The sequence below is a fragment of the Alistipes sp. An116 genome (assembly GCF_002161005.1).
In the GTDB taxonomy this organism is placed as follows: domain Bacteria; phylum Bacteroidota; class Bacteroidia; order Bacteroidales; family Rikenellaceae; genus Alistipes; species Alistipes megaguti.
In genome coordinates, this window is record NZ_NFLR01000010.1 from 78,461 (window position 1) to 102,975 (window position 24,515).

A 24,515-nucleotide genomic window follows, 5' to 3' on the forward strand; every position below is an offset into this window, starting at 1 on the left:
GATATTGAAATGTCAGAAGGGCTTATTCAGTCAAGTGCTCTGTCCATATCATTGTTATTGGAGAAGGTGTTCGATAAGTTGAAACTATTTATTTCGACTTATGAATTTCATTCAGAAGCTGATGAAATAGAATTTTTCAAGGAGATTAAACCACAAATCTTTTGCAAACTGATCTATTATCGAAAGATCTATAACATCGAGATGAACCGTCCGGTGTCTGGCCCTGATTCTATTAAAGCCTATTTGAACAGGGAGTTGGACCATATTCAGGATTACAACTACAAACGATTGGATTTTTATCGCTACTACCGTAGTGGTGCTTTCCATCTTGACCGAGTGTATTTTCTGCGAAATGTCTCACATGATATCGGACAATATACCGATAGTTTTTATTTTGAACGGGATCCCAAGTTTTCGACGTTTGGAGATTTTCGTGTTGCCAAAATACTTGCCGGTGACATGTTAAGCCAATATTTACTCAATGAATTATTGGAGATCGATTCAAATTTCTTCGTAGCGCAGTCTGATACACGTCTTATTTGGATGGATAGTAAAACAGATCTTTGTGAATTAATCTTTGCGTTGCATGCGAAGGGCTCCTTTGGCCCAATTTCGTTGACTCGACTTGCGACATTTCTTCAGAAAGTCTTCAATATCGAATTCAATACTAATTTTTCACGGACATTCTATGATATGAGTCTTCGCAATAATCCCACCCCATATCTAGATTCTCTGATTGATTCATTGTTAAAGAAGGTGAATCGTACCCGACCAAAACGGTAAATCTTTATTTTAGGGAAAGTATAGAGTATTCTTTTGTGTGGTAATTTTGTAATGTCTTGTATGATAGTTCTTTGTGCTTGATAAACAGCGAACTCTATCTCTTGTTTTAAGTTAGAGAAATCAGTACATAAACCCTGGTTTCTCTATTTTTTTGTGAAAATGATGAGAAAATAGTTGATATTTTACTCTATGTCTGCTCTTTAGTAAGCAACCGGTGAAGTGCGTGTAGCGAATTTATTCCACGCGAGGTATCTTTGCGCCAAAAAGGAAAGATGCTTACACGAGAAGAAATCACAGAGATAGTTCAATACTGCAAGGAGCATGGAGCCTCCTACAAGAGCCGACTGAAAGAAATCGGGATACCCGAGAGGAGGTTTTATGAAAGCAAACGCAGATATGCCGAGGCTCAAGCCAGTGAACGGGAATCAGGCGAGTTTCTTCAGCTGGTGCGTGGAAATGACAGTTTCCCGGGACTTGTGCTGACAAACAGGAAAGCAGGCAAAGGCAGGAAGTCGGGATACCGATGAGCATAGAGATGCGCTCGCAGACAGGGGCAGTATTGCGGATCCAGGGCAATTTGGATGCGACGATGATACTGGCCATAATCCAGGTGTCGTCGAGCCATGTTTAGCCTGAATGACAGCATGAGGTACTGGCTATACAACCGGCCTACTGACATGCGGAAGAGCTACTACACACTGAGTGGAATAGTGACTAATGAGCTGGGATGTGACCCGTGCAACGGTGATGTCTATATCTTCATGAACAAGTCGCGGAACAGGATAAAGCTTCTTCATTGGGAGCCGGGCGGTCTGGTCCTGTACTGCAAGCTTCTTGAATCGGGGACCTTCGGCAAGCCCTCCGGTCAGGAGAAGGATGCCGTCAGCGGGAGGATAGAATGGAGCGAACTGGTCATGATAGTAGAGGGCATAATCGAACAGCCGGACTGTCGCAGACAGTGACTGGAGAATCTGAAGAAACCACGTAGATAAGTGAATGGGAAAGTGCTACAAATTTGCGTATATGGCACTTTTTTCGTATCTTCAAGTATTGAAAACAGAGGAGAAACAAGTAGTTATGACAGTCGAGGAACAGCTGGCGGCAGCACTTGCGGAGATGGAAAATCTCCGTATGGCCATTGCTGAAAAGGACTGCCTAATCCAGGATCTCCAGAACAAGCTTCTGTACGACATCCTGCGGCGTCAGATCCTCTCAAGCGAATACATCCAGATCGACGAGAGCGTGATGCCGGTAATCGACAACGAAAAGCATAAGGCCAGAAAAGGTTACGAGTGGTGCGTCAGGGACGCGGTCTCAGGGGATGTCATATTCTACTATGACAGGGGCAGCCGTGGCCATCACGTTGCCCGGGAAATCCTGAGTAGATACCGGGGAAACGCACAATGTGACGGCTATGAGGCATATGACCAGTTTGAAAAGATGCTCGGGATAACCGTGTACGGCTGCTGGGCGCATGTCCGGAGGAAGTTCGTCGACTCGCTGAAAGAGAACGAACGGCTTGCCATGGAGGGCATACTCTATAAGAAAACTGTACAAGGTGGAGAGCGATGCGGACGATAAAGGCCTGAGCGCGGAAGAGCGTGTGGGACAACGCCGGAAGATATCCTATCCCACAATCCTGATGTTCGAGAAGTGGATCGAGGAAACCTATGCAAGGGTTCTTCCCAAGAGCCGGCTTGGAGAGGCCCTTGCCTATGCCTGCAGTCTTCTTCCCCGGCTGTCGCGCTATGTGAATGACGGTAGGATCAACATCGACAACAACCTCATCGAGAATGCCATCAGACCGCTGGCACTCGGCAGGAAGAACTATCTCTTCTGCGGCAACGACGCCTCTGCATATCGGGCAGCCATCGTATACTCCCTCATAGGCACCTGCAGGGCCGCAAGGGTTGACCCGAGAACCTGGATGGAGAATGTCCTCAGCAAACTGCCTTACTGGCAGCGCGACGGCAAGGATCTCGCGGGGCTCCTGCCCAGAGCCTGGGCAAAGGAATACCCAATCGATCAAAGTAGCACAAACTAGGTCCGACTTGTGCCAACTTTATACAAGTTGGACCTAGTCGGACCTAATAGTAATATTGCCTGTCTAAATCAATACGGTATTCACCGGTTGCTTACGTTTGATTATAATGATAAAGATAAACATTCTTTACATCTTCACCTACTGGAAGAACGATTTATTGAGGAATTCTCGAAATATGGTTACGCTATGAACTGATGCTACTTAAATATCTTGTGATATACACTACCACCGACATCCGTTTTGAGGAGAATATTCGAAATAGCTGTACATGATTCGAGGCTATACATTATGAGGTATTAAAGTAGTTGCTCATAGCAAACTACTTTTTTTATTTTATAACAGGTTACAATGAAAATTCAACTAAAAGGTGAATGATTTTTAGCAAAGTTATTAGGGTATTGTCGTAAATAGTTTCCTAGCTTTTAATACCGAAATACCTGATTAAAAAATAAAATAAGAGTATGAATATGACTACGGGACTAGCAACCTAAATAATCTTTATTGTTTACGGACCTTTATTCTTCATTGTTGTAGTTTGTATAATAGCTTAATGTCTTTATTTTGAACAGATATTCGTACTTGGCCTGCAACAGTTGCGAACGGGCCTTGACCCGGGTGGTCACCGCCGCGTTGTAGTCCGTTACGGTCGCGGCTCCGAGGTCGTACTTCCGCCCCACCTGACGGGCCGCCTCCTCGGCCGAGGCGACGTACTCCTGCGCCCCAAGGTATCGCGCCCAGGCCGTACGGGCATCCAGGAGCGCCTGCGTCACTTCTTTCTCCACCTGTTTCTCGGCCGTTCGCAGCGCATACTCCGCACGCCGCAGGGCCAGTTTCTGACGCTGCACGTTCTTCCGTGTCGTGAACTTCCCGAAAATCGGAATGCTGAGCGACAGCGACACATAGCTGCTCGCATTGTCCCGGTACTGTTCGAAGAAGGGATACGCCTCGTAGCGATAGGTTCCGTCGGCCTGCTGAAACATCTTCTGCCGCGCATCCGAGTAGCTCGATCCGTAGCCCGCCGCGAGCGAAAGGGTCGGCCAGTAGGCGGTGCGTGCAAGCTGCAGGTCGCGCCGGGCCAACTCAATCCCCACCCGTGCCGACTCCACCTCGGGCAGCTGCTGCGCGGCATCGAGCACGGCATCATCCTCCGCAGGAGCTCCGCGAACCAGCCGGGCGGTATCGGGAGCCACGGTCCGGAAGGAGGCGTAGTCTTCGATCTCAAGCAGCTGGCAGAGCTCCAGCCGGGCAATCTCGCAGGTGTTCCGGGCTGTCAGCACGTCGTTTCGGGCATCCGAAAGCTGGGAGCGGATCTGCAGCAGGTCGGCCATCGTCACCTTGCGGGCCTCGACCATCCGCTCCGTCTTCCCGGCCTGGACCTCCAGGTAGCGGGCCGTGACGTTCAGCCGCACGCTGCGGCGCGTCGTCTCCACGGCAAGCAGCGACGAACGCAGGTCGAGTTTCGCCCGCTGGAGGTTGTAGTGGTTGCGCAGTCCGTCGAAAAGCGGCAGACTAACCCCGACCGAGGCGTTGTTGCCCGATACGGTCTGATTCTCTACGAAGTCGTAGGTCGTGGGGTCCAGCACGCGTCCCGTCGAAAGCGAGTAATCCGCTGAAGCCGAAAGATCGGGAGCGTAGCTCCACTTTGATTCCGAGAGCGAGAGGCGCTTCTCCGCGGCCGTGAGTTCCTGCGTCTTGATCTCGATATTCTGCCTGTAAGCATGTGCGATGCACTCTTCCAGCGTCCAGCGCCGCTCCTGAGCATGGCCGGAGGTGCCGAAGAGCAGCAGAGCGCCGATCGATAGGATGCGTATTCGTTTCATGCGGCTATCGGTTTTTGAAGAGGGAGACTATGGGCTGGATGAATTGTTCAATCAGGCGCATCTCCTTCGTGACGATCTCGCCTGTACCGTCCATCTTCTGGATGAGTGGAAGTTCACGTCTGTAGGTGGTCCGCAGGTCGGCGGGGAACTCCACCTCGACGGTATAGACGATGCTCGTACCGTTCTGGGTCTGCTGCTGCTCGGGAACCGCCGAGATCGAATGGACCGTGCCGTGCAGTACGCCGAACTCCATGTAGGGGAATCCGTTGAGTTTGACAAGAACCTGCTGTCCGGTGCGGACCTTTCCGAAGCTGGCCGAGGCGACCTGCATGCGCCCGACGACGGCCAGCTCCCCGTCGGGAACCACCGATGCGATCACCTCGCCCGTCGAGACGTGCTGGTTGCGGCTCCAATAGCGCTGCAGTGAGACATGCCCCTCGGCCGGCGACGTGATGACATACTGTTCGCGCCATTGGGCAATCTGCGCCAGCAGCTGTTGTCGTGACTGCTCCAGCGCCCGCTCATATTCCGCCCGTTCGTTCGTCGCGTCGAGCGTCAATTCGACAAGCTGCTGCCGCGTCTGGAGGATCGTCAGCTCGGTGGAGGTCAGCGTGGCATCGAAACCCGCCTGCGAATTGCGTTTCGAGAGGTAATTTTGTGCCGTGGTTTCGTAGTCCGCCTCGGAGATCACCGCCTCGCGAAGCAGCAGCGAATCGCGTTCCAGCGTGCGGCGTCCGTAGTCCAGATCGGCGGCAAGCAGCGCACGCTGCGTCAGCAGCCGGTTGTAGTACTCCTCATTTTTGGCAATTTGCGCCTCGAGCAGACGGCGCTTGTGCCCCGAATAGTCGATATCGAGATAGTGGCGATAGTCGCGGCACTGCCGTAGAAAGTCGGCCCACGAGGATTGGAGTTCCCCAAGCGCATAGCTCCCGTCGAGCCACGGCGAGCGCACCAGAAGCGGATACGACAGGGTGTCGGCCCCGCGGAGCGAACGCTCCAGGGTGGCGACGTCACCGTAGCGGGCTGCGGTCGTGAAAAGGGCGATCACTTCGCCTGCATGCACTGCATCGCCGTTCGAAATGCAGACCGTATCGAGCAGCCCGTCATAGCGTGCCGCAAGGTCCGAGGGCGGATTGATCGTCGTGATCGAAATCGGGGCCGTGACCGTCTGCGGGTATTTGATGAAATAGCAGCCCAATACGATCCCTGCAAGAATGCAGAAAACAACCGTCACGCCCCACCGTACAACCCACGACGGGGCCCGACCCAGAATAGACTGGGCCTCTTCGCTGTAAAAATGTTCCTCTCTGGTTGGCATTATAAATCTGTGACTAACGTTACATTCCTTCCAGTTGAGCCTCTTCCGTCGGAGTGATCCGCTGCCAGCGGGCAGAAATACGCCCATCACGGTCGATTAGGATCAGACACGGAATCTGCGTTACTTGATACAAATCCGCCAAGTTGGCCTTCTCTGGGAAATAGAGTGCTTCGTCATCGGCCGATTCGCAACTCAGAACCTGCGGGCAATAGTCTAGGTCGTGCTTTGCCAGAGCCTGCCGCCAGGCCGCCGAATCGTCGTCCACCGAAATTCCGATAACATGCAAGCCCTTATCGGCATATTTGCGGGCCAGTTTCCTGATTGCGGGAGCCTCCTTCAGACACGGCCCGCACCATGATGCCCAAAAGTCGAGCAGCACGACAGATTTCTTATAGTCCGACAATCGGATTGAACCGCCCGCCGCCTCGCGCCGTTCGAAATTGCAGGCACGGTCTCCCACCTCATATCCCGTCTCTCCCGGAGCATAGGAGAGCTGGATGCCGGCCAGCTCGCGCAGAATACGGTTCTCCGCCGTTTCGGAAATCCGATCGTAAAGGGCTCGAAGGTGGTCGGAACCATTCCGGCCGGTTCTGATGGAGAGATAGAGCAGATGTGGCGCAATCGTATAGTCTGGATGTCTCGCAACAAATGCCATGCGGAGCGAATCTTCGACAGCCAGTTCCAGTTTGAATTCCTGAACGGCCTGCAGAAATTGCCTCCACAGAGTATCCCGCACTTCAGCAGAAGCCTGCGCCCATTGCTCGTTGAGCTCCATTGCCCGGCGAGATTTCTCATAGGCCCGTTGGGGAACGGCTCCCAGCTGCTTCCGATAATCCTCGACTTCCTCCATCAGGGGGACCCCCGGGCATGTGAAATCATAGGGGTGCAACCGACTCATCTGCAGATGCATTGTGCCCGGCACAAGATATAAACCGACTTCATCCATGTTTTCGAAGGTGAGGTATGCGGGGGTAATTCCCGAAATTTCCCCTTCGAAGTGGATTCTTCCGTCGACCACGTGGGCTGAATCCGTCTGTTTGTACCAGGTACCCTCCCGATAGACTGGGTAGGTGAGCGAGGCGAGTTCAGCAGACCGAGCTTCAGTAATCCGGGCTTCCAATCGAAACCGGTTTTGATTCGGCGATGTGCAGGAAATCGCCAGTAACAGGGTAATAATACCGCATAAATAGTTCGCCTTCATATCAGAAGTGTGTTATAGTGGAGGATACGAGACCTCAGATCCCGTATCCTCTGGCAACTTGCAGATTACATGCAATGGCGTTCGAATCGGCCTTGGCATCTCATGGAAGCACAGATTCCACTTTTGCAATCTGACGGTTTGGAACATTTTTTGTTATTACAAGCAGTTAAATCACCAATGATGATTTCATTCTGCCGCTGCAGAATCCCCTCCAGAGTCGAGGCCATACCCCGATCCCGCCACGAAGGGTCGCGATACTGGCTCAGGAAGGCGCGCAGCATCCCGATATACCCTTCAACTTCGGCCCGCTCCGCTGCGGGCAGCGATGCAACCTGAGGATCGACGGCCAGTGTGTCCAGTTCGGGTTCGAGGCTCCGGGCAAGGTCGACATCCATCCGGTAGGCCGCGTCGTAGATCGAGTGCAGCTGCTCCGCCAGAGCAGCTGCCCGACGTGCCGCCGACCCCGTCCCGGGCAGCAGGCGCTGCAACGCACTCATCAATGTCGCGGGCATCTGCAGATCGACCCCCGTGAAGGTCATCCGCGGCTCCGAGGCATTGTACCCCTTCATCCACTCGACCAGCGCGAGCATCTCCTCCGTCATCCAGGGCCAGACATACATACCGCGGATGAGTTGTTTCGGGTCCCCTTCGCCGCGGATCGTGTAGTCGTTCACCCGCAGGGCCTCGGGACGATTGGCCTCCAGCGCAAAGAGATCGAACCCCTGCCGCGAGGTCAGATAACGCACGATCCGATCCTTCATGGCGAAGATCTCGTCCGAACCGTGCGTACCCTCTCCCAGTCCGACGATCCGACTCGCTGCCGCAACCCGTCCGAGGGGTTCGAGTTCCGTGTAGTCGGCGTCGTCTGGATCGCACGTACGCAGCGGATGGAGATACCGCAGCAACTCCTGCCGGTCAAGCCTGCAACCATACCCCGTGAGCGAGGGGTTGCGCAACGTCCACCGCATCGGCACGGAGTCGTTCCATGCATACTCGAAATCGAGGTTGTACTCCGTCGTACCGACCGGATAATCCTTCCCACAACTGATACTGGTCCCGAGTATCAAAAAAGAAGTGCCCAGTAAAGATAATTTTAGGCCTTTATCAATTCCATTCTCTAAATTTTTATGCACCGAGTTTCTTGTCGGATCGTCTTATCCTCCCAATCGGTTTGAATTATTCAAAATCCAGAAAAAATTCAGACGGCGATACATTGGATATAAATACAAGATAATCATATTGACCGACAATATCCTGATCCCAGAATTCATCTTCGAGCTTCATAGCCCCGACATGTCGGAACTTCATCTGCTTGAGCCATTCGAGTGCCGGGGCATGCTCCTCGCGCATCCGCTTCAGGTCAAGGATGAAGAGGGGCTCATCCAGCTGACGAAGTAGATACTCCAATGTGCCGGGGTAGGCCTCCTGGGCGTCGTGCTGCCACTTCCGCACGCCGGGCTTGATAATCGTATACCGCCCGTCATAGAAGGTGAAGCCGAAGGTGACGTAATCCGCCCCGAGCTGCTGGTCGAGCCAGTAGCCCATTCGCTTGTCCGCTCGTGAGATGTGGCCGTTGTGGGCCCAGAGCACCATGCGCTCGTCGGGATGCTGCTGCCGGAGCCAGAGCAGGTTCTCGGCCATGCACCGATCCCGCCAGAAGAGGTCATGGCCCTGTCCCAGATACTGACGGATGAGGGTGATGCACTGGCGCAGTCCGGCCGCCGATGCGTCGATGCGGGTCTGGAGGCTGTCGAGTTCCTGCGTAATCTCCCCGGCCAGCTGCGGGTCGATGCGCGCCATGCCTCGTTCGTCATACCGCAGTACCTTATCCAGTTTGGAATCTATCCTGTCCAGCAGCTTCTGCGCTGCATCGTCCCCTTTCAGTCCCTGACGGAGCAACTCCCGGGTCTTCGCGGTTGATTGCATGTCAATGCCCGAAAATTCGATCCGGTGGCCGTCGATATTGCGCTGCCGCATCCATTCGACCAGCGACAGCACTTCGTTCACATCCCAGACCCACATGTCGAGTCCAAAAATCCCGACCTTGGCGTGCCCGACCCCCGAACGGATATAGTCATTCAGAACGGTGCCATCCGCCATTTCAGCCTCGAAGACGACCCGATCGAAGCCCAGCTGCCGGTTCAGATAACGAATTATCCGCTCCTTCAACCGGAAAATTTCGCTCGCTCCGTGCGAATTTTCCCCCAGGGCGACCACTGTACCCGTCCCGACCAGCCGGTCGAGCAACCGCAGTTCGACGGAATCCCCATCGGCCGGGTCGCACCCCCGCAGCGGATAGATATAGCGACGGAGCTCCCGCTTTTCGCGAGGGGTCAACCGGTATTTCAACTCCGGAATCACTGTATCGCGGAGCTTCCGGCCGTTGATTCGGACCTCAAGGTCGTCGAACCAGGCAGTGCCACTCCCTGTCAGCATGCCGCCGATGTAAATACCTGCTGCCGAGTCTGGAACTTGTCTGCGAAGCGTCATACGGTGCCACCCTGACTTGCTGTGCTTATGGTGGGCTGACCCGACGCAGAACTCCGAATCCCGGAATTGAACCGAGCCATTGTCGCTCTTCTGAGGAAGAGCGAGGAGGAGTTTGGACCGTTCTGCCGGGTCTCCCTCCGTACGAATCCAGCCACTCAGCTCGACTTCGTGTCCGGCGACGAGCGAGTCGGGCAGCATCTGATAGAAGCAGACAGGCCCCCGGCTGGCCGAATCGCTCCGTTCAAGTCGCAGCGAGGAGCGGCCACGGTACCGGCACAGGGTATCACGCCGGGAGACGTACTCCTCGGCAGACTGATCGCTATATTCCCATCGGGTCAACCTGTCCAGCCCGTCTGTATGCTCGAAATCGAGGTTATATGGGCCAGGATAGAGCGTACTGCAGCTGCAGAACAAGGCGCTTATGATTACAGCAGAATATCGAAAAATATACATTCTTTTTTTTGTGATAAATATAGAAAAAAACAACAAACAATCAATCGATTATCAATTATTTAATTGATATTTATTAAGTGTAAGCGTAGAACCTTGTACTTGTCAATGATAGTTTTACCCGCGTCGGTTTCGGCAACACTAGCCGTAGTTGATTTTTATCCTCAACTAAAGGTGGTGAGGATATCCACCTAAATATCAGCGAGTCAACTCCAGTGCCTGTTCGAGCACTTCGTCACGCCTGGCCTGCAACCCTTCGGCTGTCGGCAGCACCTCGACATCGAGGCGCACGCCCACGTTCTGGGTCGGAGTACCGTCCGGATAGAAGATGCCTATTCCCGAAAAATAGGTCATCAATCCTCCGGGCAACGGGAGACTGACGATATCCCCGTCGGCACCTGAGGTCGGCGAGCCGATGGTCAGCGTCTGCGGGCATCGCTGCAGCGCCATGGCTTGGAATTCGGGGTTGCTCTGCGTCAGCTCGTTTACCAGTAAGATCACTCGTCCTTTGTAGGGCTCGGTGCATTGTGCGGCACCCTCCTCGAAGCCATTGTCCAGCCACTGCTCCTGTCGGAAGAAGAGGCCGGGCAGGGCCAGTGTCTGATGCAACGTCTGCCAGGCAACGACCGGTTCGGTGCACAGCGATTGGGCGGCCAGCGCTATCAGCGCGCCGTCCACATTCAGCGGGTAGGTGCGCAGGTCGATGATGAGTGCCCGCGTGCGAGGCAGCGTCTGTCCGACCTCGGCGAGGTACTCGCGGGAGAATGTCCCGGCGTAGATGTAACCCACCGAATCGGCCAGCAGGCGGAAGGGCGGCTGCACGAACTGAGCCGGGTCGTAAAGGGGGGGGAGACGCTGCCATAGGGCACCGTTGCCACGCGGAGCGTGTCGTAGGCCCCGGCGCGGCGGCGGACCACCTCGGCGGTATCGCGACGTGTGCAGAGCCCATAATAACGGAGGGCCTGTCGCAGGCTCGCCTCGTTCGACCGCGAGGCATATTCCCGCAGCAGCTCCAGCCGTTCGGAGATAGGCTCCCCGTCGATGGCCACCACTTCGTCGCCCCGTTTGAGGGCTCTGTCGTCGGAGTGGCCGACGAAGAGGCGCCCGTCGGCCTGGAGCGGCCACACGGGCAGCATCCGCTGTCCGAAAAGCATCTCGATTGGCGCGTAGGCATGGCCGTCGTTGAGCTCGCGAATTAACCGCATGTAGAGGCGGGCAAAACATCTCCCGTCCGTTTCAATACCCATGAGAGGAATATAGGTGGTGAGCACTTCATTCCAGGGGTGCAGTGTTATCGCCCTGTACGGAGCATAATATTCGATGACGTTCCACAGCCGGAAGAGCAGCAGCAGGTTGAGCCCGCTATCCATCTGCGGAGTCGGATAGAAAGACTCGCCGCGCAACGACAAATATTGATAGTCCGGGCCTTGGTCCGGCTGCCCCAAGCGGAGATAGTAGTTTTCGCCGCGCTCGGCATAACGCAGGTCCTGCAGCAGATGCGACAGATCACACCCCAACAGGGTCGTATCCCGGGTCCACGTCAGGTCGACGGTCGATACCAGTTCGAGCGGTGCCAGGCTCTGTTCGTAATCGACCCGGTTGGGGGTGTAATCTCCCAGCGAGCGGACCCAGTCGAGCAGGTTCCGGTTGCGGGTCTCCCGGTCGGCATGCACGACCCGGGGCAGCAGGGCAAAGAGGGCGCTGTCGATATCGACGCGGCACAGCGTGTCGCAGAAGACCGGATGGTGGTACTTCACATAGCCCCAGACACGGCAGAGGGTTTCGAGATTTCCGACGGCACGGGGATCCTTCAGATCCTCCGCCGTGAGGTTGAATCCGGAGGAGGCAGGGGCAGGGACGGGTGTTTGCTGGGCCTGCATGACAGGTGTAACGCACAACAGACAAAGCAGGATACAGAAAATACGAAACTCTGGTCTCATTTTACTTATTGTTAAGTGATACAAGCAGATATACGATTGGTAAAAAACAATATTTCAAAAACGATCACAATATTGAAGTGCTCTTTTCAGAAATAAACATAAATGGCCGCCAAAAATTCTCTTCGGAGAATGCCGTTAAATTGGATATTCCATCGACCGAAGACTTTCATGCAACTCATTCTCTAATCCAATTCCTTCGGTTCAGGAAACTCATTTGTTCCAACTATTGCAAATGTATACAAAATATTTTAGATATAATTGTTTTGTTTAAAAATACCTGCATTGCGGTGAATTTTTTGTGTTGGATGGAGAAGATGGCTTTCCTGCATGTATATTAGGATAAATGTTATATATTTGTGTGGGAATGTTTACCGACATCCATAATACCTATCCAATCAGATACTGCGAAATGGCGGAAAGAGTAAGACGCACGAATGCTGAAATCGATCATACCGTAATGGCTGAACTCGAAAAACTGGTCATCAAAAGTGGTTTCGGCAACGTGCTTGTCACGGAATTGATGGCCAATGCCCGTTTGGATCCCCCGGTCTTTTATCGGCGCTATGGATCTATCGACAATCTTTATGACAAGTTGGCTCAGAGATACGACTTCTGGATCAATAACACGATCGACACGTCAGAGTTGAGCGCCCTTGGACCTAAATTGTTCTTTGCGAAAACCCTGAAGGCGCTTTATAGGGAGTTATGCAACAATGTGGTCATGCAGAAACTGTTGCTTTGGGAGATGTCGGCTGACAATGAGACGACCCGGAGAACGGCCCGGATTCGGGATCTGATGAACATGAATCTGGTCGAATATTACGACCTGCTGTTCAAACCCGCTCATATCAATATTCGGAGCACTATCGCCCTCTTGATCTCGGGAATCTATTACCTGATCCTGCATAGGGAACGGGCGCCTTTTTGCAAGATCGATTTTGATACGCCCGAAGGCGAGGCGGCCTTTTCGGAGGCGGTGGATGCTTTGGTTGACATGTTGTTTGGTCGGATTGAAATCCACGACGAAAAGCGGGCATGTTACGAACGCATGCTCAAAGACGGAATCAGCAAGAAAAAGGCCTGCCTATATTTGGGGGTAGATATCCATGAATTCGATAGCTGAAACAGTCTGTTTTAAGGATATGCCAGATCAGCGTACTTATATTACCCCTTGGAATATACTTATACTTTCTCCGTAAGTCGATATTATTATCGTGGAGCGAAGCCGGAAATAGTGATAAATTTTTTTATCCCGAGATCCAAGATCGACTGGATATGTGATAAGCATTAGGTTGAGACTTAAAACCCCAATACAAATTCTGTGTACGGAACTATTCTACTTTACATGATCTATCGCATTTACATGCAAATGAAATAGGTTCCCCCATTTTGTTATTGCCTGTTGACGAAATAGAGCAGAATCATGTATGCGGGGATGTAGTCTTTTAAAGCCGTTTTCAGCGATTCGAGGGCCTTTGTAATTTCCCAGGTTACCCGTCGGATCGGAATCTGGTATTTATCCGAGATCTCCTTATGTGTCATGAGGCCGAAACGGCTGTCGGAAAAAATTGCCCGACGGAGTTCGGGCATCTTGGCCAGTTCGCGGCGGATGATTTTTTCTACGTCATTTGAAAAAAGGCAGTTCTCGATTTCCGAACTTTCCAATGACCGAAGACTGATTTGTAACTGCCACTCCTTTCGATCCTGGATGTGATTGTGGATTTTGGAGTGGATGCTGTTCATTCGGATATACTCATAGCAGGCGTTTTTGATGATCTGCACGATGTACATTCGGTAATCGCCTTTTCGAGGCTCCAGCTTGTCTTTGTTTTCCCACAGTCTGAGGAAACAATCCGATACAATATCTTCGGCGGCCGCTTCATTTCGTACATAGGAATATGCCAGCAGTTTGTATGCCTCGATGTTGGCAAAAAAATGCTTGCCGAGTTCGTCGAACGTAAAATCGACTCCCATAGATGTTGCTGTCATACCCATAACTCGAAAACAAAGTTAAGATATTTTACAGAAAAACGAAATTTATTTGTTTGGCATCGATGTGGAGGATCATTTCGAATGAATAATTCATAACATGATGTTTGTCAGTGAGTTATTTTTAATAAACAAAATGAATAAATAACTAAAAAAATTTATTTGCAAAAAAATGCAAAATTTAGTGTAGTACCCCCTGCCCTTATTCATAATATATATAGAACGCTAACTGAAATACGACATGCAAGACGAGGTAATATATCGCTATTTGACCGGGAAATGCTCGCCGGAAGAGGAACAACAGATTCAGGAATGGTATCAGCAGGATCCCGAGACCCATCAACGGGAGATCGATCGGGTTCGTCTCGTTTTTGAGAGCGTCCTGGTCCATCAGATGATCGGCGCGGTGGAGAGGCGCCCCAAACGTACCTGGACACTCCGCAAAGTGGTCCGGTATTCGGCGGGTATTGCTGCCGGGCTGCTTCTTTTTGCCGGTGGATTGTATTGGATGCGGTCTCATACCTATGGTGAAATCTCGTCGCAATACACTGCCCTTGAAATTCCGGCCGGTCAGCGCGTCAGCATGGATCTGGCCGACGGAACGCACGTGTGGCTGAATTCCGGTTCGAGAATTGAGTATCCCGTGGTTTTCGACCGCAAGGTGCGCCGCGTAAAACTCTCGGGTGAAGCCATGTTTGAGGTAACGCATGACGACGAACGACCGTTTGTTGTCGAGACGTTTGCTTCGAATATAGAAGTTCTGGGAACCAGGTTCAACGTAGTTGCTGATGAATCACGGTCGCAGTTCTCCACAACGTTGCTTGAGGGCTTGGTAAAGGTAACATCCGGTGATCAGCATGTGATCCTTCATCCTGATGAGGTTGCCAATCTTATTAACGGACATCTGATGGTTTTTCATAACACCGATCCTGTTGCCATGCAATGGACGGAAGGAATCTTGAGTATGAAGGGGATCTCTTTTGAAGATTTGATGGCAAAATTCGAGCGAATATACGATGTCAAGATCGTGTATGAATGCGAAAAGATCCCGACCATTGAATTTGCGAGCGGAAAGATTCGTGTTTCTGATGGCCTCGACCATGCGTTGCGAGTATTACAGCATGTCGCTGATTTTACCTATGAACGGGATGAGGAACATAACATCATTCGCATAAAATAACAAACATGCGATAGAGTAACATATTGTGTAATTCGGAAAAAAAGAGTGCCTATGATGAAATGACAATGAACAAACCCCTTATCTGACATTCTCTTGAAAAAGGAAGCCTGCGGATATTGCCGATCCGCAGGCCGGTAACAGAGAATAAAACTAACCTTACTACATCTATTACCTTTAATTTCACAAAAGTATGAATAAAACGAGATTCTGCAAAATCCGGAATCTGTTTGAGGTCATTCTGCTGATGTGTCTGTCGCTTCAGATTCGAGGCGCGCAGGCACAGACCGCCCGTTTTACGATCCATCTGGAAAAGGTTCCGATGGAGCAGGTGGTCCATGAAATAGAGGCGCAATCGCGCTATCTGTTTCTATTCAATAAGGACATCGACAGCCGGCGTATTATCGTATCGGTTCACGCCGAGAATCAAACCATTACACAAATTCTTCCCGCGCTTTTCAAGGATACGGGGCTCGATTACACGATCGAGGGCATGTCGGTTCTTGTGACGAAAAAGTCGGAGAAGCCGGAAAAACCGGTAACGGTATCAGGCCGCGTAACCGATCTCAAAGGGCTGCCGATCGTCGGCGCTTCGGTCATCGTTCAGGGGACGACCCTGGGAGTTTCGACCGATACCAATGGCCGCTTTTCGCTGGAGGTCCCGGCCCCGGCGTCATCCCGGGTGCTTGAGATCAGCTACCTGGGTTATGAGACGGCGCGTGTGGCAGTCGGCTCACGCACCCGCTTCGACGTGACGCTGCGCGAGGCAGCTTCGGAGATCGAACAGGTCGTGGTGACGGCCCTCGGCATCAAACGGCAGGAGAAGGCCCTCTCGTACAACGTGCAGCAGGTCGCGCCGTCGGACATCACGATGGTCAAGGATGCCAACTTCATGAATTCGCTCGCGGGCAAGGTGGCCGGTGTGACGATCAACACCTCGTCGTCGGGTGTCGGCGGCGCCTCGAAGGTGGTCATGCGCGGTACGAAGTCGATTCTCCAGTCGTCGAATGCCCTGTATGTGATCGACGGTATCCCGATGAACAACGTCGGAGGCGGAGGCGGCACGGAGTTCGATTCGCGCGGTGCCACGGAGGCCATTGCCGATCTGAACCCCGAGGATATCGAGTCGATTTCGGTCCTGACCGGAGCTTCGGCCGCAGCGCTCTACGGGTCGAGTGCGGCGAACGGTGCGATCATGATCACGACGAAGAAGGGGCAGGCCGGACAGTTCCGGGTGACCTATTCGAGTCAGACGGAGTTCCTTGCACCCTTTGTGATGCCGGAGTTCCAGAACCGCTACGGCACGGGCAGCTACGGATCGGTGTCGGGATCGCCGGTCTACAGTTGGGGCCCGAAGCTCACCGATGCGGCCCGGACAGGCTATACGCCCGATGACTTCTTCGAGACGGGCCATGTCTATACGAATGCCGTGACCCTCTCGGGTGGTTCGGAAAAGAATCAGACCTACTTTTCGGCTGCTGCGGTCAATTCGGACGGAATTATCCCGAATAACTTCTACGACCGTTATAACTTCACGTTCCGCAACTCGACGCAGTTCCTCAATGATCGGCTGCATCTGGATGTCAGTGCGAGCTATATCGTGCAGAAGGACCGCAACATGATCAACCAGGGCGTCTATTCGAACCCGGTTGTCTCGGCCTATCTCTTCCCGCGCGGGGATGATTTTGATGCTGTCAGAATCTTCGAGCGTTGGGATCCGGCGCGCAAGATCAGCGTTCAGTACTGGCCGCAGGGCGAAGGCGGTGACCTGCGCATGCAGAATCCCTACTGGATTGCCTACCGCAACCCGCGTGATACGGACAAGAAACGTTACATGGCTTCGGCCACGCTGTCGTACGACATCCTGCCGTGGTTGAATGTCAGCGGCCGGGCACGCATCGACAACACCAACTCGGTCTATACGCAGAAGCTCTACGCCTCGTCGAATACGACGATCACCGAAGGCAGTTCGCAGGGCCACTATACGGAGATCACGAACGCCGACGAGCAGATCTATGCCGACGTGATTGCCAATGTGAACAAGACTTTTGGCGAGGAGTGGTCTCTGGTTGCCAATGTCGGCGCCTCGATCAACGACGTGCGCAGCCGCGAACTCTCTTATCGGGGACCGATCCGCGATTCGGGTGTTCCGAACCTCTTCACGGTCTTCGACCTCGACCGCGAGAAGTCGCGCGCCCAGAAGTGGGGCTGGCAGGAGCAGACGCAGTCGCTCTTTGGCTCGATCGAGGTAGGGTGGCGGTCGATGCTCTATCTGACCGTTACGGGCCGCAACGACTGGGCCTCGCAGCTGGCCGGATCGCCTCAGAAGTCGTTCTTCTATCCTTCGGTGGGACTTTCGTGGATTCCTTCGGCGACCTTCGACCTGCCGGATGCATTCACCTATCTGAAGCTCCGGGCGTCATTCTCGTCGGTGGGTATTCCCTTCCCGCGTTTCCTGACGACCCCGACCTATGCCTATGACGAGACGACGCAGCAGTGGCTGCCGACCACGTTCCGCGAAATCGGACAGCTCTATCCCGAGCGGACGAAGACCTGGGAGGTAGGCCTCGATACCCGGCTGTGGGACGATGTGCGGCTGAGCGCTTCGTGGTATCTGGCCGACACGAGCAATCAGACCTTCCAGCCGACGGTCTCCACCTCGTCTGGTTATTCGAGCATGTACGTCCAGACGGGTTGCGTGCGCAACACGGGCGTGGAGGCATCGCTGGGTTACGGCCACACGTGGAGCGAATTTTCGTGGGACACGAACGTCACCTTCACCTGGAACCGCAACGAGATTCTCGATCTGATGGACGGCATGTGCGACCCGATGACCGGCGAGCCTTTGAAGGACCGCCTTGAAATCAAGGGCCTCGGCAAGGCAAAGTATATTCTGAAAAAGGGAGGTACGATGGGTGACCTCTATACGACGTCGAATCTGAAATACGACGAGAACGGCTATATCCAGGTCGACCGCAACGGCAACTTCGTGACGACGGACGTCGGCGAGGAGATCTATCTCGGCTCGGTGCTTCCGGACTACAATCTGGCGTGGCGCAACGATTTCTCATGGAAGGGAGCGTATCTGGGAGTTCTCTTCACGGGACGTATCGGCGGCATCTGCTATTCGGCGACGCAGGCCAATCTGGATCTGTTCGGCGTTTCGGAAACTTCGGCCGCAGCGCGCGATGCCGGGGGTGTTCTGATCAACGGCCGAGAGATGGTGGATCCGCAACGCTGGTATGCTGCCATTGCCTCGCAGTCGGGACTGCCGCACTATTACACCTACTCGGCCACGAACTTCCGTCTGCAGGAGCTTTCGGTGGGCTACACGCTGCCGCGCCGCTGGTTCCGCGATGTCTGCTCGATCGATATCTCGTTCGTCGGGCGCAACCTCTGGATGATCTACTGCAAGGCGCCGTTCGACCCCGAGGCGATTGCCTCGACGGGCAACAACTACCAGGGTATCGACTACTTCATGGTGCCGTCGCTGCGCAGCCTGGGCTTCAGCCTTCGTGTTACCTTCTAAAACCGAAAACGTATGAAACGAATCCAACCTATCATCAGCGCGCTTTTCGGAGCTTTGCTCCTGCTGTCGTGGGGCTGCACGGGGGATTTCGACGAGATCAACCGCAACCCGAGCGAGGCGACGAACGAAGAGCTCCAGCGCGAAAACTACAAGATCGGGACCAACATCCGGGGGCTTCAGAACCTGGTGATCCCGGTACAGGAGCACCGCTACCAGTTCAACGAATCGCTCACGGGCAACGCCTTTGCGGGCTACATGGCCGAAACGCCCGACGGCTGGAAGGAGAAGTTCTCGACCTTCAACCCCTCGGCCGACTGGCTGAAATGGCCCTTCGTGATCGTGATGCAGGAGGCCTATCCCTACTACCGGGGTGTCATCAACAATACGGACGACGAGGTGGCTATCGCCCTGGCCAAGCTGTTCCGCGTGGCGATCATGCACCGCATGACCGATACCTACGGCCCGATTCCCTACTCGAAGGTCGTTGAAGATTCGGCCGAGTCGCTGACCGTTGCCTACGACACGCAGGAGGAGGTCTACATGAAGATGTTCGAGGAGCTGGACGAGGTGCTGGCGGTGCTTCACGCCAACGAACAACTCTCGGCCGACGCCTTCCGCAAATTCGACTATGTTTACTACGGCGACATCCTGAAATGGATCAAATACACCAATTCGCTCAAGCTGCGCATGGCGATGCGCCTGTCGTATGTGAAGCCGGAGGTCTCGAAGGCGAAAGCCGCCGAGGCGATTGCCGACGGGGTGATCATGGCCAACGCGGACAATGCGCAGATGCACGCTCCGGAGAACCGTGCTGCCCTGATCTACAACGACTGGGGCGACCATCGCGTGGCGGCCGACATCATCAGCTACATGAACGGCTACAACGACCCGCGCCGTGCCGCGATGTTCACGCAGGGAACGTGGAACAAGAAGAGCGACTATTACGGTATTCGCGTGGGTATTGACCCGACGAATAAGGCGACCATGGTGGAGACCTTTTCGAATCAGGTGATCAGTAGTTCTTCGCCCTATCTGTGGTTCAATGCCGCAGAGGCGACGTTCCTGCGCGCCGAATGGGAACTGCGTTGGGGCAGTCCGGATGCGGCGAAAGAGCTCTACGAGGATGCCATTGCGCTGTCGTTCGAGGAACGGGGCGTATCGGGCGCCGAGAGCTATGTGACAAGCACGGCGAAGCCCGCGAAATACATCGACCCGATGTCGGAATACTCGGCCGATGCCCCGGCGAGCGACATTTCGATAGCCTGGGAGGCGGGCGACACGGATGCGGTCCGCGAGCGCAATCTCGAAAGGATTATTACGCAGAAGTGGATCGCCATCTTCCCGTTGGGAATCGAGGCCTGGTCGGAGTATCGGCGCACGGGTTACCCGCGGCTGCTTCCCGTCGTGGAGAATAAGTCGGGCGGTACGGTGGATTCGCGCTACGGCATGCGGCGCATACCGTACCCGGTCGAGGAGTACACGGAAAATCCGGTGCATCTGCAGGCTGCAATCGACATGCTCGGCGGCCGTGACAACGGCGGCGTGCGTGTCTGGTGGGATGTCAAACCTTTACAATAACGGAATTATGAAAAAAATCGGAATATATCTCTCTTTTGCGGTGCTGTCGCTCTCGGTGGGGTGCAGTGACTGGACGCAGATGGAGCCTGTCGACCAGCAGCCCGTGCGGCCTTCGGAGCAGAATCCCGAACTGTGGGCAGAGTATACGGCGGCGCTGCGTGCCTACAAGGCGGGCAAGCATACGCTCGTTGTGGCGAGTTTCGAAAACGGCTCTACAAATCCCACGAGCGAGAAGGACTGCCTGCGCAGCCTTCCGGATTCGCTGGATGCCGTATCGCTGACCAATGCCGACAACTTCTCGGCCTATGATGCCGAGGATCTGTCGGTCCTGAAGGAGAAGGGCACGCGCGTGCTCTACTTCGTGGACTATGCCACACGCAGCAACGAGTGGGCGGACCTCGGAGCATTGGGATCCTACCTTGATCAGGTGGTAGCCCGGACTCGGGAACTGGGGCTCGACGGGCTCTCCTTCTCCGGACTGCCGACCTATGGCGACGAGGCCTCGCAGCAGGTCCAGCAGGCGGTAGCGTCCCTGTTTCTGGAAAAGTTCGGGGCGGTGGCCGGTCCGGGCAAGTCGCTGACGCTCTTCTTTGAAGGCGATCCGCAGTTTCTGACCGCAGAACAGCGGGCGCAAGTTGATTACATGGTGCTGGATACCAAGACGACGGACAACGCCAGCGACCTGAAGCTGCAGGTCCTGCGGGCCCTGGAGATGGAGAATGTCTCTGAGGATCGGCTGCTGCTGGGCGCGATGACCGAATACGAGTTTCTTGATGAGGACAAGACGGCTTCGGATGCCATTTCGGCCCTTGCCCTGCGCATTCCGGAACTTGGCCCGCTTGGCGGATTGTGCATCTATGATGCGAACACGGACTATTTCGGCAGCGAAATTATCTACGCTTCGATGCGGGCCGCCATCCAGTTGTTGAACCCTGCAAAATAAGCCAGCCATGAAACGAGTGCAAAAATATGCTTTGGTGCTGCTTGCGACGGCGGTAGCCGCTGCGGGCTGCAAGAATGACGAATATGACAATCGCTCGCCATTTGACAACGTGATTTACCTCGATGTCGCCGAGGCGGACGCCACGCAGCTGACGACCTTCAAGAAGACGTTGCCGACGCTCGAACGCGATTTCTCGGTGGTGATGAGCTACCCGGCGTCGCAGGATGTGGAGGTTACGGTCGAGGTCGAGCCGGCTCTTGTGGCCGATTACAATGCCTGCAACGGAACGTCGTGGACCATGCTCGACGCCTCCTATTACGAACTGGCGGAGAATACCGTGACGATTCCGGCCGGAAAGACCACGTCGGATCGGCTGTCTCTGATGCTCAGGAATCTCGATGGTTCGGGCGACGTAGCCGAACTTCCGATCGACGAAACCTACCTTCTTCCGGTTACGATCCGCAGCGCGAGCGGCGGGGTGTCGCTGCTGGGAAGCTCTGCAACGGCTTATTATGTTGTGAAACGTTCGTCGGCCATTACCTCGGCAGCGTCGCTGCGTGACAACTGGATCAACTTCCCGACCCTGGACAAGGCGGGCGCGCAGAGCGATCTTTTCAACAACCTCACGGCCGTAACCTATGAGGCCATTATCCGTGTGGATGACTTCTCGAAACACTCCGAGATTTCGACCATCATGGGCGTCGAGAACTACCTCCTGCTTCGTATCGGTGATGCTGCATTCCCGCGCCAGCAGTTGCAGTTCGACGGTACGGGTGATGCAGCTGCAACCCCGGGCTTCGGTAAGTTCCCCAAGAAGGACGAGTCGAAACTTCTGAACGCCGGCGAGTGGTACCACGTCGCCGCAACGTACAGCTACGCCACGCGCGAGGTCTGCATCTACGTCAACGGCAAGCTGCAGAGCCGCGGTACGGACCTCGGCAATCCCGCCTCGACGCCTTTCAACCTGGCGGGCCGGGCTTTCTACGACCTCTACCTGCAGGATCCTGTCAAGTATGAACAGTACAAGGGCTGGGGCAATTTCCGGCAGTTCTTCCTCGGCAAGTCCTACGACGACACGCGCCAGCTGAACGGCGACATTACCGAGGTGCGTGTATGGAACGTGGCCCGCACCGAGCAGGAGATCTGGGAGAACATGTACGATGTCGATCCGCAGACGCCGGGGCTGATCGGCTATTGGAAATTCGACGAGGGCGAAGGCAACGTCATCCATGACTGGACCGGCAACGGCAACGATGGCGTGGCTGAATTCGATCTCGAATGGCCCTCTGGTATTGAGGTGCCGCAACTCAATAAGGAATAATCATGAAAGGGAACATTATGAAACATACAGGATTTATTCGATTGTTTCGGGGCGCTGCGTTTGGATGCGCAGCAACCCTGCTCCTCGCAGGCTGTACGGAGGAACCCATATCGTATGGAGCCGGACAGGAACCCGATGGTGAGGCGCTTGAAACGGTTTCCGGAACCTTGCGGAGCCGCAGGTCGCTACGCGACCGCATTCCGGTGCGCCTGGTCGAGGGCTATGAGGACGATGTAGCCGATCAGGTCTACTACAGGCTTAATACGACGACTTCGCAGCCGGTGACGGTAACCGTGTCGCCCGACCTGTCGCTCGTTGATACTTATAATGATGCTAATCAGACGAATCTTCAGCCCTTGCCGGCAAAGAATGTGTCGATAGGGAATGGTGGTGCGCTGACTGTGACAGCAGGGACTACGGTTTCTGATCCGCTCGAAGTTACCTTCTCGGCTGATGGTCTGGCCCCGGGAACTTATCTGTTGCCTCTTGCCGTGCAGGACGCTGATGAAGTACTTTATTATGGGGTAACTGTTCGGGAATTCGACGAGAACATCTATCAGGATGGCGATGACCTTTATAATATAGAATTGGATACCGAGTGGACAACTGTTTTTTATGTCAATACCAGTGAAGTACAGGCTCAATATGCAGATTATGTGGCATGGGAAAAACAGGATATGACCACTTTCGAATCGGTCTACAGGGCTTCATTGGGCAATATTATCGTATTGCGGATCGCGCAGGTAGACTATGATGCCGCGTCGCAGCAGGTGATTTTTGTCCCGACCTCCGATCTCTTCTATACATTGGAGCATTCGGATAAATATATTGCCCAGATGAAGGACAAGGGCCGGAAAATCTGCGTCTGCATCGAAGGGGCCGGCAAGGGAATCGGCTTCTGCAACATGACCGATGCGCAGATTGCTGACTTTGTATCGCAAGTGAAGGTTTTTGTAGAAACCTACGACCTTGACGGCATTAATCTTTGGGATCGGGGCGCTGGTTACGGCAAGGAGGGGATGCCCGCTATGAATACCACCTCCTACCCGAAACTGATCAAGGCGATGCGAGAGGCTCTCGGCAAGGATCGGTTGTTGACCGTCGTGGATTATGAGGAACCGACCGAATATTTCCATGATACCTCTGCCACGGGCGGTATTGCTGTAGGAGATTATATTGACTATGCATGGCATGGATATGTATCTGAAGATGAACCGGTTGTGTTTTGTAATCCATATAATTCAAATACATTGTATGTACAACGAGTTCAGCGTAAGCCTTTTGCTGGATTAGAAGAAGCGCGTTATGGAAATGTCAATGTTCCATTTTATGCTGCTAACAGTAATTTGTTTATGGATTTCGACGGTGCATGGATATATGATCTTTCTGGATGGGGCGAAAATCCAACTTGTAATTTAATAGTGTTTAATGATTTAAAATTACCTGAAGCAGTTGTGGCAGAACGGGGTTGTATTGATATGTTGGATAATTTCTTTATGAATTTATCATATGATTATGATGGGAATCAGATGTTTAATTCCATCGTTGTCACACGCATACCCGGTATATATAGAAATAGTTCGAAGAACTATGATACTTTCGCAAAAGATTGGTAAATGCAGGTAAGCACCAAAATGATGTTTGACCGGCATAGCCGATAAAAAAACATTCGATAGTCGGGGCGGTTTTTCCCGCCCCGATTGTTCACTATTTTATTCTTTTCGATAAAGTAGCGTCCATTTGGGGTGATTGAATCTTGAAATTCGATTCGAAAAGGAAAATAGGGTAGCTTGATTTTTGGGTGTAAAAAAAAGTGTAAATCTCGTAACTACTTGATTTACACCCTTTCTGGCGGTGCGTAGGGGACTCGAACCCCTGACCCCGTGCGTGACAGGCACGTATTCTAACCAGCTGAACTAACGCACCCCTTTC

The 24,515-nt window shown here is 53.6% G+C and carries 19 protein-coding genes and 1 tRNA gene; 11 read left to right on the forward strand and 9 right to left on the reverse strand.

The genetic code is table 11. From position 1 onward, the window contains the following. Positions 1-9 precede the first annotated feature (9 nt). The 4 genes from B5E60_RS08460 (at position 10) to B5E60_RS14350 (ending at position 2,827) form a co-directional block, all read left to right on the forward strand. A complete protein-coding gene (locus tag B5E60_RS08460) occupies positions 10-783 on the forward strand; it encodes an RteC domain-containing protein (RefSeq protein WP_239403281.1) in 774 nt (257 codons plus the stop codon). A gap of 644 nt (positions 784-1,427) precedes the next feature. After that, positions 1,428-1,745, forward strand: coding sequence for an IS66 family insertion sequence element accessory protein TnpB (gene tnpB / locus B5E60_RS08470; RefSeq protein ID WP_262481284.1), 318 nt, complete (start codon positions 1,428-1,430; stop codon positions 1,743-1,745). Between the two features lie 34 nt (positions 1,746-1,779). Next, on the forward strand, positions 1,780-2,364 hold the full coding sequence (locus tag B5E60_RS08475; protein ID WP_087311072.1) for an IS66 family transposase: 585 nt from the start codon (positions 1,780-1,782) through the stop codon (positions 2,362-2,364). Next, positions 2,342-2,827 (forward strand): IS66 family transposase, encoded by a 486-nt coding sequence (locus B5E60_RS14350; RefSeq protein ID WP_162611614.1) that lies wholly within the window; start codon positions 2,342-2,344, stop codon positions 2,825-2,827. Before B5E60_RS08475 ends, B5E60_RS14350 begins: the two co-directional genes overlap by 23 nt. Before the next feature lie 515 nt (positions 2,828-3,342). On the opposite strand, the gene B5E60_RS08485 is transcribed toward B5E60_RS14350, so the two are convergent. The 7 genes from B5E60_RS08485 to B5E60_RS13940 form a co-directional block, all read right to left on the reverse strand. Continuing rightward, positions 3,343-4,647 (reverse strand): TolC family protein, encoded by a 1,305-nt coding sequence (locus B5E60_RS08485; protein WP_087311074.1) that lies wholly within the window; start codon positions 4,645-4,647, stop codon positions 3,343-3,345. Positions 4,648-4,651: 4 nt separating this feature from the next. Continuing rightward, complete coding sequence (locus tag B5E60_RS08490) at positions 4,652-5,965, reverse strand: HlyD family secretion protein (RefSeq protein WP_162611615.1); 1,314 nt, start codon at positions 5,963-5,965, stop codon at positions 4,652-4,654. A 19-nt stretch (positions 5,966-5,984) separates the two neighbouring features. Beyond that, positions 5,985-7,166, reverse strand: a complete 1,182-nt coding sequence (locus tag B5E60_RS08495) for a TlpA disulfide reductase family protein (protein WP_087311076.1) — start codon at positions 7,164-7,166, stop codon at positions 5,985-5,987. Positions 7,167-7,231: 65 nt separating this feature from the next. Then, positions 7,232-8,233 carry an erythromycin esterase family protein gene (locus B5E60_RS08500; protein WP_087311077.1) on the reverse strand — a complete coding sequence of 334 codons (1,002 nt, stop codon included), beginning with the start codon at positions 8,231-8,233 and terminating at the stop codon, positions 7,232-7,234. A 109-nt stretch (positions 8,234-8,342) separates the two neighbouring features. Beyond that, on the reverse strand, positions 8,343-9,602 hold the full coding sequence (locus B5E60_RS08505; protein ID WP_162611616.1) for an erythromycin esterase family protein: 1,260 nt from the start codon (positions 9,600-9,602) through the stop codon (positions 8,343-8,345). Positions 9,603-10,304: 702 nt separating this feature from the next. Next, complete coding sequence (locus B5E60_RS13935; RefSeq protein ID WP_162608253.1) at positions 10,305-10,895, reverse strand: S41 family peptidase; 591 nt, start codon at positions 10,893-10,895, stop codon at positions 10,305-10,307. Then, on the reverse strand, positions 10,787-12,046 hold the full coding sequence (locus B5E60_RS13940) for a hypothetical protein (RefSeq protein WP_162611617.1): 1,260 nt from the start codon (positions 12,044-12,046) through the stop codon (positions 10,787-10,789). Before B5E60_RS13940 ends, B5E60_RS13935 begins: the two co-directional genes overlap by 109 nt. Positions 12,047-12,503: 457 nt before the next feature. Between B5E60_RS13940 and B5E60_RS08520 the strand changes: the two genes are divergently transcribed. Next, complete coding sequence (locus B5E60_RS08520; protein ID WP_239403283.1) at positions 12,504-13,169, forward strand: TetR/AcrR family transcriptional regulator; 666 nt, start codon at positions 12,504-12,506, stop codon at positions 13,167-13,169. Positions 13,170-13,438: 269 nt separating this feature from the next. On the opposite strand, the gene B5E60_RS08525 is transcribed toward B5E60_RS08520, so the two are convergent. Continuing rightward, complete coding sequence (locus tag B5E60_RS08525) at positions 13,439-14,041, reverse strand: sigma-70 family RNA polymerase sigma factor (protein ID WP_087311081.1); 603 nt, start codon at positions 14,039-14,041, stop codon at positions 13,439-13,441. Positions 14,042-14,276: 235 nt separating this feature from the next. On the opposite strand from B5E60_RS08525, the gene B5E60_RS08530 reads away from it, so the two are divergent. From B5E60_RS08530 to B5E60_RS08555, 6 genes are all read left to right on the forward strand, one after another. Further along, a complete protein-coding gene (locus tag B5E60_RS08530) occupies positions 14,277-15,215 on the forward strand; it encodes a FecR domain-containing protein (protein WP_087311082.1) in 939 nt (312 codons plus the stop codon). Positions 15,216-15,405: 190 nt separating this feature from the next. After that, entirely contained in the window at positions 15,406-18,741 is a 3,336-nt protein-coding gene (locus B5E60_RS08535) for a TonB-dependent receptor (RefSeq protein WP_087311083.1), read from the forward strand. 12 nt (positions 18,742-18,753) lie between these two features. Next, positions 18,754-20,319: a SusD/RagB family nutrient-binding outer membrane lipoprotein gene (locus tag B5E60_RS08540; RefSeq protein WP_087311084.1), complete on the forward strand. Its 1,566-nt coding sequence runs from the start codon at positions 18,754-18,756 to the stop codon at positions 20,317-20,319. Positions 20,320-20,326: 7 nt separating this feature from the next. After that, positions 20,327-21,262: a glycoside hydrolase family 18 gene (locus B5E60_RS08545; RefSeq protein WP_087311085.1), complete on the forward strand. Its 936-nt coding sequence runs from the start codon at positions 20,327-20,329 to the stop codon at positions 21,260-21,262. 7 nt (positions 21,263-21,269) lie between these two features. After that, positions 21,270-22,583, forward strand: coding sequence for a DUF1735 and LamG domain-containing protein (locus tag B5E60_RS08550; protein WP_087311086.1), 1,314 nt, complete (start codon positions 21,270-21,272; stop codon positions 22,581-22,583). A gap of 17 nt (positions 22,584-22,600) precedes the next feature. Next, positions 22,601-24,199, forward strand: coding sequence for a BT_3987 domain-containing protein (locus B5E60_RS08555; RefSeq protein ID WP_204246461.1), 1,599 nt, complete (start codon positions 22,601-22,603; stop codon positions 24,197-24,199). Between the two features lie 233 nt (positions 24,200-24,432). Here the strand turns inward: B5E60_RS08555 and B5E60_RS08560 are convergent. Continuing rightward, positions 24,433-24,509, reverse strand: a tRNA-Asp gene (locus B5E60_RS08560). Positions 24,510-24,515: the final 6 nt, after the last annotated feature.